This is a genomic window from Agrobacterium sp. a22-2 (genome assembly GCF_012276985.1).
GTDB lineage: Bacteria > Pseudomonadota > Alphaproteobacteria > Rhizobiales > Rhizobiaceae > Allorhizobium.
In genome coordinates, this window is sequence record NZ_JAAXMM010000001.1 from 280637 (window position 1) to 294911 (window position 14275).

General features: G+C 64.4%; 11 protein-coding genes. 8 read left to right on the forward strand and 3 right to left on the reverse strand.

Annotated features, from left to right (window positions below; genetic code table 11):
- The first annotated feature begins 6 nt into the window (after positions 1 to 6).
- The 4 genes from mmsB (at position 7) to HFC70_RS01360 (ending at position 6202) form a co-directional block, all read left to right on the forward strand.
- Positions 7 to 894: a 3-hydroxyisobutyrate dehydrogenase gene (gene mmsB, locus HFC70_RS01345; RefSeq protein ID WP_168471392.1), complete on the forward strand. Its 888-nt coding sequence runs from the start codon at positions 7 to 9 to the stop codon at positions 892 to 894.
- 294 nt (positions 895 to 1188) lie between these two features.
- Positions 1189 to 1803, forward strand: a complete 615-nt coding sequence (locus HFC70_RS01350) for a TetR family transcriptional regulator (protein WP_168471393.1) — start codon at positions 1189 to 1191, stop codon at positions 1801 to 1803.
- Positions 1804 to 1852: 49 nt separating this feature from the next.
- The gene (locus tag HFC70_RS01355; RefSeq protein ID WP_168471394.1) at positions 1853 to 3004 is read left to right on the forward strand and encodes an efflux RND transporter periplasmic adaptor subunit; all 1152 of its coding nucleotides are present in this window, start codon (positions 1853 to 1855) and stop codon (positions 3002 to 3004) included.
- A 48-nt stretch (positions 3005 to 3052) separates the two neighbouring features.
- A complete protein-coding gene (locus tag HFC70_RS01360) occupies positions 3053 to 6202 on the forward strand; it encodes an efflux RND transporter permease subunit (protein ID WP_168471395.1) in 3150 nt (1049 codons plus the stop codon).
- 74 nt (positions 6203 to 6276) lie between these two features.
- Here the strand turns inward: HFC70_RS01360 and HFC70_RS01365 are convergent, their stop codons facing one another.
- From HFC70_RS01365 to HFC70_RS01375, 3 genes are read right to left on the reverse strand one after another with little or no spacing between them, the layout of a single operon-like run.
- Positions 6277 to 7362, reverse strand: coding sequence for a lipocalin-like domain-containing protein (locus HFC70_RS01365; RefSeq protein WP_168471396.1), 1086 nt, complete (start codon positions 7360 to 7362; stop codon positions 6277 to 6279).
- Complete coding sequence (locus HFC70_RS01370) at positions 7352 to 9766, reverse strand: FtsX-like permease family protein (protein WP_210259099.1); 2415 nt, start codon at positions 9764 to 9766, stop codon at positions 7352 to 7354. Before HFC70_RS01370 ends, HFC70_RS01365 begins: the two co-directional genes overlap by 11 nt.
- Complete coding sequence (locus HFC70_RS01375) at positions 9766 to 10422, reverse strand: ABC transporter ATP-binding protein (protein ID WP_168471397.1); 657 nt, start codon at positions 10420 to 10422, stop codon at positions 9766 to 9768. The genes HFC70_RS01370 and HFC70_RS01375 overlap by 1 nt, the downstream gene beginning before the upstream one ends.
- A gap of 218 nt (positions 10423 to 10640) precedes the next feature.
- On the opposite strand from HFC70_RS01375, the gene HFC70_RS01380 reads away from it, so the two are divergent.
- The 4 genes from HFC70_RS01380 (at position 10641) to HFC70_RS01395 (ending at position 14238) form a co-directional block, all read left to right on the forward strand.
- Positions 10641 to 11414, forward strand: coding sequence for an ABC transporter permease (locus tag HFC70_RS01380; protein ID WP_168471398.1), 774 nt, complete (start codon positions 10641 to 10643; stop codon positions 11412 to 11414).
- Positions 11407 to 12180 (forward strand): ABC transporter ATP-binding protein, encoded by a 774-nt coding sequence (locus tag HFC70_RS01385; RefSeq protein WP_168471399.1) that lies wholly within the window; start codon positions 11407 to 11409, stop codon positions 12178 to 12180. Before HFC70_RS01380 ends, HFC70_RS01385 begins: the two co-directional genes overlap by 8 nt.
- Entirely contained in the window at positions 12181 to 13137 is a 957-nt protein-coding gene (locus HFC70_RS01390) for an ABC transporter substrate-binding protein (protein WP_168471400.1), read from the forward strand.
- A 96-nt stretch (positions 13138 to 13233) separates the two neighbouring features.
- On the forward strand, positions 13234 to 14238 hold the full coding sequence (locus HFC70_RS01395) for an MsnO8 family LLM class oxidoreductase (protein WP_168471401.1): 1005 nt from the start codon (positions 13234 to 13236) through the stop codon (positions 14236 to 14238).
- Positions 14239 to 14275: the final 37 nt, after the last annotated feature.

Sequence of the window (14275 nt, forward strand, 5' to 3'; positions counted from 1 at the left end):
CCAGAGATGACACAGATCGCTTTTATCGGCCTTGGCAATATGGGCGGACCGATGGCCGCAAACCTCGTCAAGGCTGGCCATCAGGTGGCCGGTTTCGATCTGTCGGAAACCGTGTTGAAAGCGGCGGCCGAGGCCGGGGTCAAGCCATGCGGCACACTGTCCGAGGCCTTGCAGTCTGTGCAAGGCGTCATCACCATGCTGCCGAAGGGCGCCCATGTTCTGTCCGTCTGGCGTGATCTTGTTGCAGCCGTGCCGGCTGGTACCCTGCTGATCGATTGCTCGACGATCGATGTGGACAGTGCACGCAGTGCCCACAGGCTGGCCGAGGAGGCTGGTTGCCTGTCGCTTGATGCACCGGTTTCGGGCGGCACCGGTGGTGCGAGCGCCGGGACGCTGACCTTCATGGCCGGCGGCACCGAAGCCGCCTTCGCCGCGGCTGAACCTTTCCTCAACAGCATGGGCGCCAAGATCGTGCATTGCGGCAGCGCAGGCGCCGGACAGGCCGCCAAGATCTGCAACAACATGATCCTCGGCATCTCGATGATCGGCGTCTGCGAAGCCTTTGCGCTCGGGGAAAAGCTCGGGCTCTCCCATCAGGCACTGTTCGATGTCGCGTCCACCTCGTCCGGTCAGTGCTGGTCGATCAACACCTATTGCCCGGTGCCCGGTCCGGTGCCGACCTCGCCGGCCAACAACGGTTACAAACCCGGCTTTGCCGCCGCCCTGATGCTCAAGGATCTCATGCTGGCGCAGGAGGCGGCGCTGGCAAGCGGCGCATCCACCCCGCTTGGTGCAGAAGCCGCGCAACTCTACGGCCTGTTTGAGAAACAGGGCAATGCCGGCCGCGATTTTTCCGCCATCATCGAGATGCTGCGCGGCAAGTCCACCTCTTAACACCAAATCTCGACGACGCCAGCAGGACCGAGAAGCCATCCTGTAGGTTCCTATCATCGAGATTTGGTATAAGGCCATTCAGCAGCCGCAAACGGCTTCTTTCGTCTCGCCTTTCCCCAGACTCCCCTGCCCTGCCCGCCCGGCCCATCTGACTGATCGGCCGGGCCGCCATGTGTCTTTTGCAGCGCTACCATGTCCTGCAACCCGGGCAGTGGGATTGACAAATGTCGCTTTCCGATTTACGACTAACGAAAATGATAATTCGTCAGTCGTAAATCGAAAGTGAACTGCCGTATGATTGAACCCCTGGAAGCCGCCGCCGAATCCACTCGGCTGGACAATGTCCACCGCATCCTCGATGCGGCGGAACGGCTGTTCCGTCACTACGGCTACGCGAAGACCAACGTTGCCGACATTGCCCGTGACCTCGGCATGTCGCCGGCCAACATCTATCGCTTCTTTTCGTCGAAGGCGGATATTCATCAGGCGATCGCCCAGCGCATGCTGGATGCCGGCCATGAGGCGGTACTGGCGATCGCCCGCCTGCCCCTGAGTGCGGAGGAGCGGCTGCGCCAATATGGCCTGCAGCTCCACCGCATGACGGTCGAGACCATGCTGGACGAAGAGAAGGTCCACGAGATGGTCGTCGTCGCGCTCGACCAGCAGTGGCCGGTCATCGAAGGTCATATTTCGCGGCTGGACGACGTGGTCGCGTCGATCATCCGTGACGGTATTGCTGCCGGCGAATTCGAGGAACAAGACCCCATCCGTGCGGCACGCTGCTTCGGCGCCTGCATGGTGACGCTTTGCCACCCGCAGATGGTGGCCCAATGCCTGCAGAAGCCAAACAGGGCGAATGCCGATGAACTCATCGAGTTTGCCCTGAGATCCCTGAAGAAAAACAGATAGTTCACGGCTCTCGCCGTTCCCGACCCATTCAGTATGCCAGGAGCGCATCATGGTTACGTTGAGCAATAGCAGTGCCGGAAGATCCCTTTTTGCGGGCCTTGCCCTGGCCGTCATCGCCCTTGCGGCAACCGGCTGCAGCGAGGAGGTGGCCGAAGCGCCCGAAGTGATCCGCCCGGTCAAGGTCGTGGAGGTCACCGCCATGAGCCAGGGCCGCAAGCTGGAATATTCCGGCTCGGTCAAGGCACGCTACGAAGTGAACCTCGCCTTCCGCGTTGATGGCAAGATCATCGAGCGCGTGGTGGACATCGGCCAGCGGGTTCGGCCGGGGGATCTGCTCGCCCGCGTCGACGCCTCCGACTATAATTTGAGCGTTCGCAGCGCCGAGGCAGCTCTGCAATCGGCAAACAGCCAGGTGGCGACGCTCAGGATCGCCAAATCCCGCGCCGAGCAATTGTTCGCCAAGAACGCCGCTTCGAAATCCGAACTGGAAGAGCGCACGCTCAGCTACGACCAGGCCGTCTCGACACAGCAGTCCGCAATATCGGCGCTGGAGCAGGCCAAGAACCAGGTCACCTATACGCAGCTGCGTTCCGACGTGACCGGCATCGTCACCGAAGTTGCCGGAGAGCCCGGCCAGGTGGTCGGCTCCGGCACGCCTGTGGTCAAGGTGGCGATCGATGGCGAGAAAGAAGTCCAGATCGCAGTTCCGGAAACCGATATCGCCCAGTTCCAGACCGGAATGCGCGTCAAGGCACGCTTCTGGTCAAACGATGCCCTGCTGCTCGACGGCACCGTGCGTGAGGTTGCCGGCAGCGCCGACCCGCAGTCGCGCACGTTTTCGGTCCGCGTCAGCCTTCCCGACGACCCGCGCGTCCTGCTGGGCATGACGGCCACCATTAATGCCGTGACAGACGGCAGTGCCGACGGCTACGAGATTCCGCTCGCCGCTCTTTCCAAGGAGGGTGACGCGCCGACGGTCTGGGTGGTCGACAGGGCGGCAGGCACCGTGCATCCGCGTCCCGTCACGCTCGCCAGCTTCTCCGGAGACGGCGTGCTGGTCACATCGGGGCTGCAGAAGGGCGACACGATCGTCACCGCCGGCACGCAGTTCATGAAGGCTGGCATGAAGGTTCGCGTCGCAGGTCCAGAAAGCCTGCGCACGGCCAAGGCCGAAGGACCGGAACCGGTCGTCGTCCGCTAATTCCAAGATCCATTCGTCCAGAAAATCCCGACAGCGAAGGGGCTCACGATGAGCACGTCCGACCGAGAAAATGCGTCTTTCAACCTGTCGCGCTGGGCGATTGGCCACACCAGCATCGCGCGCTTCCTATTTGCGCTGATCATCATCGCCGGTGCTCTCGGCATCGCCAATATGGGCCAGAAGGAAGACCCGGACTTCACCTTCCGCGTCATGGTGGTCCAGGCCGTCTGGCCGGGCGCCTCGATCGAGGAGATGCAGGACCAGGTGGTCAACAAGATCGAGCGCAAGCTGCAGGAAACGCCGCATCTCGATTATGTCCGCTCCTATACCCGCGCCGGAATTTCGGTGACGACCGTCAACATCAAGGGCGACACCAATGCGGCCGAGGTGAAGGATGCCTTTTACCAGGTGCGCAAGAAGATCGGCGACATCGAAAACGAACTGCCGGACGGCCTGATGGGGCCGTATTTCAACGACGAATTCGGCGACACCTTCATCACCATGCATGCTTTGACTGGCGAGGGCTACAGCTTTCCCGAGCTGAAGGATTTTGCCATCCAGGCCCGCGACATGCTGCTGGCGACGCCGGGCGTTGAAAAAGCGACAATCCTTGGCGACCAGCCGCGCAAGATCTTCATCGACATCTCCTCCAAGGTTCTGGCCGAACGCGGGTTGACGCTGACCAACCTCGCCGATGCGCTGGCGGGCCAGAACACCGTTGACGCCGCCGGATCGGTGGAAACCTCGTTGCGCTCGGTGCGTGTTTCGGTCGAGGGCGGCGTACGCTCGGAAGCCGATATCCGCGAACTGCGGTTGAAGGCCGGCGACCAGATCGTCCGCCTCGGGGACATCGCCACGGTGACCGCGGGACTTGAGGATCCCTATACCCGCAAATTCCGCTTCAACGGCCAGGACAGCGTGCAGATCGGTGTCGTCATGGCCCCCGGCTTCAACGTCATCGACGTGGGCAAGGCCGTCGAGGCCACTTATGACCGCTTCGTCGAGGCGATGCCGATCGGGGTTTCGGTCGACCAGATCTCCAACCAGCCTGAAGTGGTGACCGAAGCCGTCGGCGAATTCACCCAGGCGCTGCTGGAGGCGCTGGCAATCGTTCTCGTGGTGTCGTTCCTGTCGATCGGCTGGCGTTCCGGCCTGGTCATCGCCATCACCATTCCGCTGGTGCTGGCTGCCACATTCGCGATCATGTACCAGATGGGCATCGAGCTGCAGCGCATCTCGCTTGGCGCGCTGATCATCGCGCTCGGCCTGCTCGTCGACGATGCGATGATCGTGGTCGAATTGATGGAGCGCAAGCTCGAGGAAGGCATGGAAAAGCTGGACGCGGCGAGCTTTGCCTATACGTCCACCGCCTTTCCGATGTTGACCGGCACGCTGATCACCATTGCCGGTTTCATTCCGGTCGGATTTGCCGCATCGACGGCCGGCGAATATGTGCGCTCATTGTTTTACGTGGTGGGCATCGCGCTGGTCACATCGTGGGTCGTCGCGGTCTATTTCACCCCTTGGCTCGGGCACATGATCCTCAGGCAGCGCGCCCATGCCGGCGGCGAGCATCACGACGTGTTCGACACTCGCTTCTATCGCCGTCTCTACAAGACCGTGGCGTGGTCGGTGCGCCACCGCGTTATCGTGCTCGGCCTGACGCTTGCCGTCTTCGCCGGCAGCCTGTTCTCCTTCGGCTTTATTCCACAGAGCTTCTTTCCGCAATCCTCGCGGCCGGAAATCCTCGTCGACCTGTGGCTGCCCGAGGGCACCGGCATTGGCGAGGTCGAAAACCAGGCCCGTGCGCTCGAGCAGCGGATCATGGACGATCCGGACAAGACCTTCGTGGCCACCTATATCGGCGAAGGCATCCCTCGCTTCTTCCTGCCGCTCGACCAGCAGCTGCGCAATCCGAATTTCGCCCAGCTGCTCGTCATGTCGAAAGACGCCGAGGCGCGCGAGCGGCTGATCCCCAAGCTGCGCTCGATCCTCACCGAGGACTTTCCCTCGGTACGCTTCAAGGTCGACCGCCTGTTCCTTGGTCCCCCGGTCGGCTGGCCCGTGCAGTTGCGCGTCATCGGACCGGAGCGCGACGAAGTGCGCCGGATCGCCGATGAAGTGAAAGAACGTTTCGCCCAGGATCCGCGCATCGCCACCATTCATGACGACTGGCTGGAGCCGGTGACCACGATGAAACTGGTCATCGACCAGGATCGCGCCCGTGCCCTCGGCGTCACCTCGCAGCGGGTTCGCCAGATGGTGCAGGCCGCCGTCTCCGGCGCACCGCTCGATTCCTTCCGCGACGGCGAGGAAACCGTTTCCATCGTCGCCCGCGAACCGGACGCCACACGTCGCCTGCTCTCGGCCGTGGACTCGGTCTACGTGCCGACCGATTTCGGCGGTTTCGTGCCGGTTTCGCAGATCGCCAAGGTCGTGCCTGTGCTGGAACAGGGCATCGAATGGCGCCGCGACCGCCTGCCGACCATCACCGTGCGCGGCACCCTGCCCGACGGCGTGGAAGGCAGCGATGTCGGCGTGGCGCTCTACAACAGCATGCAGGATCTGCGCGACAGCCTGCCGGTCGGCTACTCGATCGAGATCCAGGGCGGGGCCGAGGAATCGGCCAGCAGCCAGGCCTCGATCGCCGCCAAGGCGCCGGTGATGCTGTTCTTCATCGTCGTGCTGCTGATGGTACAGCTCCAGCATTTCGGCAAGGCCATGCTTGTGCTGGCCACCGGACCGCTCGGCATCATCGGGGCTTCGGCTGCCCTGCTGGTCACCGGCGCTCCCTTCGGCTTCGTGGCCATCCTCGGGGTCATCGCGCTGCTCGGCATCATCATCCGCAACTCGATCATCCTCGTCGACCAGATCGACCAGGATATCGCCGCCGGCATGGTGCGTTCGGAGGCAATCATCGGTGCAGCCGTCAGGCGTTTCCGGCCGATCATGCTGACGGCGCTGACGGCGGTTCTGGCCCTGATCCCGATCTCGCGCGGCGTGTTCTGGGGGCCGCTGGCCTACGCGATGATGGGCGGCATTCTGGTGGCCACCGTGTTGACAATCTTCGTTTTGCCGGCCGGCTATGCACTGTTCTTCGGTCGCGAACCGAAGGGCGGCGCTACGAAGACCGACAAGACACCGGCCAATACGGACGGAACGCCTAACGCGCCGGCGTTCGGAGCAGCCGCTGAATAAATGTTCGGCTTCATCCTGAAGCAAGCTCCTCCTTCGGCCAGCACTTGGCCGAAGGCAGCGGAAGACGGATCGGCCTATTCGTAGCCGGTCATTTCGAGATAGCCGCGGCCGGCATGGGTTCCGGAAAAGCGGATCGGTCCCTCCCAGTAGGGAAAGCGCGTCGTCATGTAGGCCTGAGGATTGATCGGCACGGTCGTCACGCTGAAGCCCTTGGCGGGAACATCGACACGCCAGCGCACCGGGATCGTCTTGCCGGCGACCGAGGCATAGTCGAGCGGCGTCACGGTCATCGCGCCCGGCGGCAAAGGTCCCAGCCTGCCGTCGGCCGAGATCCAGTTGGCGGAGGTGAAGCCTGCGCCACTGTCGCGAAGGCGAAACCCCATCAGCTTTTCGCCGCTGTCGAGGTGCAGGGAGAACCAGTCCCAGCCCGTCTGGTCGGCGGCCAGTGGCTGCGACGACCATTCCCGGTCGAGCCAGGCATTGCCAGTCACCGCGACGTCGCCACCCGGCAGGTGGAGCGTGCCGCTCACCGTGTAGAACGGTTGCGAGTAATAGTAGCTTGCCTGTCCGGCGGCCGATTTCAGCGAATAGCCGCCATCGCCCTGCAGCACCAGCGGCCCCTTGGCGTCGAGCCGCAGATCGTAGGCGAAGTCATCACCCGTTGCCGCCAGATCGAGCCGGGCCAGGCCATCGCTGCCCGTCGAAACCTCTCCGGACGGTGCTGCGGCCCGCATGTGCCAGTCGTCGATCCAGGCCTCAAACGATGCCGCGGATACACCGGCCTGGCCGATGCCGCCGCGCGCCAGTCGTTCGGAGACGAAATGGGCGCTCGGCGTGGTTACGGCCGCATGCCCCATCCAGACCTGCGGACTTGCCCAGCCCTCCGCCTCGCCGGGGGCAAGGGCCGAGCGGAACAGCGTCCACTGGACCCCGTAGTCGGTGCCATCGGCGGCCTGGAGATTGGCGGTGACATACCACCATTCGATCCGGTAGTCGGGATGGGGGCCGTGATCGGCCGGGAACTGGAATTGGACGCCCGGCTGCGGCACGGCAAAACCGTCGGCGCTGGTGCCGAGACCGGCAAAGCCCTGCGCCCCGGCGTGGCCGGGCTGCATCATGAGGGCTGCGACGACGCAACACAGAAGGATCCTAGCGCTCATTGGCAAACACCCTCAACAGATCGGACGGCGTCAGCCGCGCCAGGTTGCGCAGCGGAACGAGGGCCGCCAACAGTGCGGCAACGAACGCAAGGGCCGCCAGCCGCAGCCAGTCGGCCGGGAACAGATGGACGGGCAGCCGCCAGCCGAACGCCTCGACATTGACGATCGCCAGCAGGACATAGGCAAGGCCGAGACCGGCCGGCAGGGCCGCCAGCAAGGTCAGCGAGGCCAACACCATGGTGCGTGCCAGTTCCAACAGCACCAGATGGCGGCGCGTCAGGCCCATGGCCCAGATCGGTGCGATCTGCGGCAGGCGCGGGCCCGACAGGGTCATCAGGCTGGCAAACATCGCCAGACCGGCAATGCCGAGCGTCAGCACGTTCAGCGCCGCCGTCACCGCGAAGGTCTTTTCAAACACCTCCAGCGACCGCTGCTTGATGCTTGCCTGATCAACAACGTTTCGCGAGGGCAGGTCGAAGCGGGATTGCAGCTCGTCTTTCAACCGTTCGGTATCGGACGGCGGCAGGCGCAGGCCATAGCGAAGTCGTGCGACATCGGGATAGTGGGCCGTCAGGGCCTCGATGCCGACGATTACCTGGCCCAAGGGATTGCCGTAGTCGGAATAGACCCCGGCCACCACCGTTTGCCATCCACCCGGCAGGGTCAGCGGATCGCCGAGCTGCAGGCCGTCGCGGCGCGCCATCTGCTCGTTGACCAGCGCTGCCTCGCCACGCGCTATCCTGTTCCACAGCTCAGGCCCGGCCTCCAGCAAAGGCCAATGGTCGCGATAGGTGGCATGATCGGCAACGCCGTAGATCTGCGCCAGCTGACCGGCGATCTCGCCCTCGACACTCCAGATCGGCAGAACGGCATCCACGCGCGGCGTGAGCCAGGCGCGAAGGTCCGCGGCCTCGTCCTCGGTGCGGGCCGTCACATAAAGCTCGGATGCCAGGCGCTGGTCGAGCCAGCCGGTAAATGTCAGGCGAAAGCTCGCGACCATGGTTCCGACCCCGACATTGGCGGACAGCGCCAGCAACAGGGCCATCAAAGCAAGCGACAGGCCGGGAAGCTGCTGGCGGGCATCCGCCCAGAACCATGTCGACAAGGGCCCCTTGGAGAGGCGCTGCATGAGGGCCAGAAACAGCGCCAGCAGCACCGGCAACAGCAAAGCCGATCCGAGCAGCAGGGCGCCCAACACGGCAAAGCCCGCGACCAGGCCCGAACCCCATGTGGCAAAGCCCAGCGACAGGGCAAACAGGCCGAGCGATGCCAGTGCCTGGATGCGCAGGGCGGCTTCCGAGGCCCGCGCCCAGGCGCGCGGCTGGGCCGGCGCCAGCAGCGGCATGCGCCAGACACGCCAGAGGCTCTGGGCCGAGGAGACCAGCGTTCCGAACACGGCAATGGCCAGCCCCGTCGCCCACCATTGCGGGCGAAGCGTCAGCGTTCCCGGCACATCGGCGCCGTAGAGGCCCTGCAGGGTCGCCGCGACATCCGGCAGCAACAGGGAGGCGACGAGATAACCGAGTGCCACGCCGATCAAACCGGCGACCAGCGCCAGGATCAGCAGTTCGGCCAGCAGCAGTCCCATCAGGGTGCCGGCCGGCACACCCAGCGACCGCAGGGTGCGAAAACTCGGCCGGCGCTGCTCGAAGGCAAGGCCGATGGCCGAATAGACGATGAACAGGCCGACCACGAAGGCCAGCAGGCCGAAAGCGGTCAGGTTGAGGTGGAAACTGTCGGTCAACCGCGCCAGATCGCCCTGGCTATCGGGCGCGCGCAACACAAGGCCCGGCGCCAGGGTTTCCAGCGCGGCCGTGTCCGGCGGCGCTCCGGGCGCCAGCACAAGCCGGCTGATCTCTCCCGGTTTGCCGAGCAGCGCCTGGGCGCGGCCGATATCGGTGATCGCCGTGCCCGGTGGCAGGTCCTTGGTGATGCGGAGCGGCGGCAGCACTGCCGCGCTGGCCGCCAAGCGCTCGGCAGTGGCCGACGCGACGTAGAGCAAGCCGGGCGGTGCCAGAAAAGCCAGCAAGCCGTCTCCGCCGCTGACGTCGATCTGCCGGGCATCACTCGGCAGCGTCAGGGGGTCTATGCCGATCACCGTCAAGCGAACAGGACCGAGGCGCAGATCGCCTTCGAGGATCGGCGACACCGGCCAGCCAGCCCGGCGCAGGTCGACATAGACCTGCTGGTCGATCAAACCGCCATCAGCGCGGACAAGCTGCACAAGCCGGTTTTGGCCGACCATGGCCGCCGCACGGTCATAGCTGGCACGCGCCTCGGCATTGACCGCCTGGACGCCTGACCAGAGCGCAGTGGCCAGCGACAGGCCCATCAGCAGCATGGCCAGTTGCAGCGGCCGGCAGCGCCAATGGGACAGGAGGGCCGACAGGCTGGTCCGCAGCATCAGACGATCCGCCCGGCGCGCAGATGCACCCGCTCGTCCAGCCGCTCGGCGAGCCGCGTGGAATGGGTGACCATCAGCAATGACGCGCCGGTTTCAGCAACGAGTTCCATCATCAGCGCCAGAACGGCATCGCCGGTCGCCTCGTCCAGATTGCCGGTCGGCTCGTCGGCCAGCACCAGCCGCGGGCGGGCGGCCAGCGTCCGGCCGATGGCGACGCGCTGCTGCTGGCCGCCGGACAGCTGTTCCGGATAGCGCTTCAACAGATCCGAAAGCCCGAGCTTGGCGATCAGAAGCGACTGCCATTCGGCGTCGTAGCGGGCGGCGAGACGGGCATGAAAGGCCAGATTGGCCGCCACGTCGAGCGAGGGAATGAGATTGAACTGCTGGAAGATCAGCCCGACGACACCGCGGCGCAGTGCCGCCCGGCCGCTGTCGCCAAGATTTGAAATGGTCTGCCCGGCAACGATGACCAGGCCGGAATCCGGACCGTCCAGCCCCGCTGCCAGATGCAGCAGCGTGCTTTTGCCACTGCCGGATTCGCCGGTCAGGGCAAGACTTCGCCCAGCCGCCAGATTGAGGTCGATCTCCTTCAGGACCGTCAGCGGTCCCTCGGAGGTCCGGTAGGATTTCGTCACCTGCTGCAGTGCCAGTACCATCCGCTCGCCATTCTCCATCCGTCGGCCGGCCGCTTCGGCGCAGGGTCTACTTAGGGCATTGCGGGCCGACGTGCGAGTCCCTGCGACGTTCTGCGTCGAACGTCGATATGCATAGAATTCACCGGAATCGTCTTTACAATTTAAAGATGATTTCTTTTGTCATGTATTTGTTCTAGAGCTTCGCACGATCGAACTCCTGCATTCCGAGACTGAGCCCGATGTCCCTGCCGCGTCCCCTGATCGCTGCTGCCGTATTTGCCGCGACGGCCTGCCTATGGTGGGCGGCCAGCGCCTTTGGCTGGATCAATGCCTTCCTGCTGCCTTCGCCGCAAAAGGTGGCGCGTACCCTCTTCGAACTGGCGCAATCGGGTGCCCTTGCCAAACACACCCTGGTCAGCCTGCAGCGGGTGGCGCTCGGCTATGGAATGGCGGTGGCCATCGCCGTGCCGCTGGCCGTGGTCTTTGCCTTCAGCACCCTGGTCCGCAATCTGCTGGAGCCGTTGCTGGAGTTTCTGAGACAGATCCCGCCGCTGGCGCTGATGCCGCTGCTGATGCTGTGGCTCGGCATCGGCGAGACCCAGAAGGTCGGCATCATCATCCTGGCCTGCTTCTTCCCGATCTTTCTCGGCGTGCGCGGCGGCATTGCGCAGGTCGACGCGAAGCTGATCGAGGTCGGCCGGGTCTGCGGCCTCAGCCGCAGCGACATCATGCGGCGCATCGTCCTGCCCTCCTCCATGCCGTCGCTGGTGGTCGGATTGCGGATCGGCCTTGGCTATAGCTGGCGCGCCCTGGTCGGCGCCGAGTTGATCGCCTCGTCGGCCGGCCTTGGCTACATGATCGTCGACGCGGAAAACCTTGCCCGCACCGACATCGTTCTGGCAGGCATTCTGGTGATCGGCGTGATCGGCCTGCTGGCCGACCTGGCCCTCAAGGCGTCGATCGCCCGGGCTGCACCCTGGCTTGCAACCGACCTGGAGATGGCCCGTGCTTGAGCTGCGCGACATCGGCAAACGGTATCGTGTCGGCCAGCGAGACGTCACGGCTCTCTCCGGCATCGACCTTTCGCTCAGCCGCGGCAGCTTCACAACCGTGGTCGGGCGCAGCGGCTGCGGCAAGACCACGCTGCTGCGGATCCTGGCCGGCCTGACCGAACCGAGCCACGGCACGATGATGACAAGCGGCGCGGGCGAGAAACTCAAAGTCGGCGTTGTCTTTCAGGAGCCGCGGCTGATGCCGTGGCTGACCGTCTTCGACAATATCGCCTTCGGGCTGAAGGGGCGCCATGACGGACCGGCCATCGAGGCGCGCTGCGGCGCCATTCTCGATCTCGTTGGCTTGCGTCCCTTCCGAGATGCTCTGCCGACACAGCTCTCCGGCGGCATGGCGCAGCGCGTGGCGCTGGCGCGCGCCCTGGTTCTCGAACCGGACCTGCTGCTGCTCGATGAACCCTTTGCCGCACTCGATGCCTTCACCCGCCGCTCCATGCAGAACGAGCTGATCGCCATCTGGCAGAAGCGCGGCGCGACCGTGGTGTTCGTCACCCATGACGTCGAGGAAGCCGTCGTGCTCGGCCAGACCGTCGTGGAACTGGCCCATGGCCGGATGGCGGGACAGGACAGGGTTGACCTGCCCTATCCGCGCGACCCGACCGATGCTCTGGTCGGCACCCATCGCCGCGCCATTCTCGACCGCCTTTTATCCCAAGTGTCCGGCGCACCAAATGCCGGCGATTGTTCCACCCCAACTCCGGAGAGTTAAATGAAACTGTTCGCCTCCCTTACTCTTGCCGTTTCCGTGGCCTTCACGCCGGTCCTTGCGGCCGACAAGCCGGACACCGTGCGCATCACTTATGTGGCCTCGCCCTTCAATGTTCCGTCGATCGTCATGCGCGAAAAGGGCTATCTGACGGATGCCTTCGCACCGCTCGGCATCAAGGTCGAAAGCCCGGAAATCACCTCCGGCGCCCAGCAGACCCAGGCGATCGCTGCCGGCGAAATCGACATTGCCAGCGTGCTCGGCGGCACATCCGCCATTCTCGCCAAGGCCAATGGCGTCGACCTGAAAGTGATCGCCGCCTATGCCCGCTCGCCCAAGGCCTATTTCCTGATGACCCGCGCCGATGGTCCGGCCACGCTTGCCGATCTCAAGGGCAAGAAGATCGCCGGCCCGAAGGGCACCGTGCTGAACCAGTTGCTGGTTTCGGCTCTGGTGTCGCAGAAGCTGACGCTCGATGATGTCGAATATATCAACATGGATCTTCCAACCGCCCGCGCCGCACTGCTTTCGGGCCAGGTGGACGTGGTGACCCTGGCCGGCGCCAATGCCGTGATGGTCGAAAAAGCCGGCGGCAAGGTGCTGACCAGCGGCGAAGGCTTCATCAAGCCAACGACGGTGATCGGCGCCAGCGGAAAATTCGTGGAGGAACATCCTGACCTGATCGAGGCCTATTTCGAGGCGCACCGCAAGGCGCTTGCCTTCATGGCCGAGCATCCGGACGAGGCCATGGAGATCGCCGCCAAGGAACAGAAGATCACGGTTGAGGATGCCAAGGCGCAGATGCCGCTCTACGACTTCACCTCTGTCATGACCGACGAGGACATCGCCAACCTGACGGCGGACCAGAGCTTCATGGTGGAAGCCGGCATGCTGCCGAAGGACAATGTCATCGATATCAAGGCCGACCTCGTCGCGCCTTCGGCATTCGAACTGAAGTAAAGAAACCACCGGCCGGAGGGCAGGAAACCGCCCTCCTCCATTCGGTGCGGCCACGCGCAACGGTCAGCGCATGCTAACCACTTCAGGTTTTCAAACATGAAACTGTCGATCCTCGATCCGGTGCAGATCCCGCAGGGCCAGGCCTCCGGTGGCGCCTTGCGCGCCTCCGTTGCGCTGGCGCAGGCTGCCGAGCGCCTGGGCTATCACCGCTACTGGGTGGTAGAGCATCATGCCGTGCCCTTCGAGGCCAATCCCGCGCCGGAGGTCTTTGCCGCAGCCCTTGCCGGCGCCACCAGCCGGATCCGTATCGGCGTCGGTGGGGTCCTGCTCAATCACTACAGTCCCTACAAGGCCGCCGAAGCGGTGCGCACCCTGAATGCGCTCTTTCCAGGCAGGATCGACGTCGGCATCGGCCGGGCAACGGCGGGGATCACCGCCGATACCGCTCTCAAGCGGCTGCGCGACGTTGCAACGCCGGACGACCACGGCGCCCAGGTTGAGGAATTCATCGGCTGGCTCGGCAGTGACCTGCCGAAAAGCTCTCCCTTTCACGGTATCGCCATCATGCCGGACGAACCGGCCGGACCGCTGCCCTTCATTCTGGCGGCCACGGAGGCGAGTGCCATCCGCGCGGCACGTCTCGGCCTGCCGCTGGCCTGCAGCGCCTTTCACGTGCCGGAAAATGCGCCCGGCGCCATGGCCGCCTATAACAGTCACTTCCAGCCGTCGAGCCATGCGGCCGGAGTGGACCGGCCAACGATCCTGCTGGCGATCCGCGCCATTGTCGGCGAAACCCAGGAAGAGGCCGAGCGGCTGGCCATGCCGATGCGCGCCGCCTTCAAACTGCGCCGCCAGGACAATATAATGCTGGAGCGCCTGCCGTCTCCCGACGAGGCAATCGAAATGATGGGCGGATTGCTGCCGGCGGACGATGCCGACTGGCCGGCCTATGTGATCGGCACGCCACAGCGGGTCAAGGCGATCATCGACCGTATGGCAGCGCAGACCGGTGCGACCGAGATCATGGTGCAGGACTTCATCCATGATGCCGATCTGCGGCTGCACCAGTACGAAATGCTGGCAAATGTCTTCGACATCTGACGCAGCAAGAGCGGTTGCCATCTATCGCAATCACAAC

What these genes read in the sequence shown, in the direction of transcription:
- HFC70_RS01365 (WP_168471396.1), bottom strand. Translation starts at nt 7,362, where the DNA reads ATGAGCGCTAGGATCCTTCTGTGTTGCGTCGTCGCAGCCCTCATGATG.
- HFC70_RS01375 (WP_168471397.1), bottom strand. Translation starts at nt 10,422, where the DNA reads ATGGTACTGGCACTGCAGCAGGTGACGAAATCCTACCGGACCTCCGAG.
- HFC70_RS01360 (WP_168471395.1), top strand. Translation starts at nt 3,053, where the DNA reads ATGAGCACGTCCGACCGAGAAAATGCGTCTTTCAACCTGTCGCGCTGG.
- mmsB (WP_168471392.1), top strand. Translation starts at nt 7, where the DNA reads ATGACACAGATCGCTTTTATCGGCCTTGGCAATATGGGCGGACCGATG.
- HFC70_RS01350 (WP_168471393.1), top strand. Translation starts at nt 1,189, where the DNA reads ATGATTGAACCCCTGGAAGCCGCCGCCGAATCCACTCGGCTGGACAAT.
- HFC70_RS01390 (WP_168471400.1), top strand. Translation starts at nt 12,181, where the DNA reads ATGAAACTGTTCGCCTCCCTTACTCTTGCCGTTTCCGTGGCCTTCACG.
- HFC70_RS01380 (WP_168471398.1), top strand. Translation starts at nt 10,641, where the DNA reads ATGTCCCTGCCGCGTCCCCTGATCGCTGCTGCCGTATTTGCCGCGACG.
- HFC70_RS01355 (WP_168471394.1), top strand. Translation starts at nt 1,853, where the DNA reads ATGGTTACGTTGAGCAATAGCAGTGCCGGAAGATCCCTTTTTGCGGGC.
- HFC70_RS01395 (WP_168471401.1), top strand. Translation starts at nt 13,234, where the DNA reads ATGAAACTGTCGATCCTCGATCCGGTGCAGATCCCGCAGGGCCAGGCC.
- HFC70_RS01370 (WP_210259099.1), bottom strand. Translation starts at nt 9,766, where the DNA reads ATGCTGCGGACCAGCCTGTCGGCCCTCCTGTCCCATTGGCGCTGCCGG.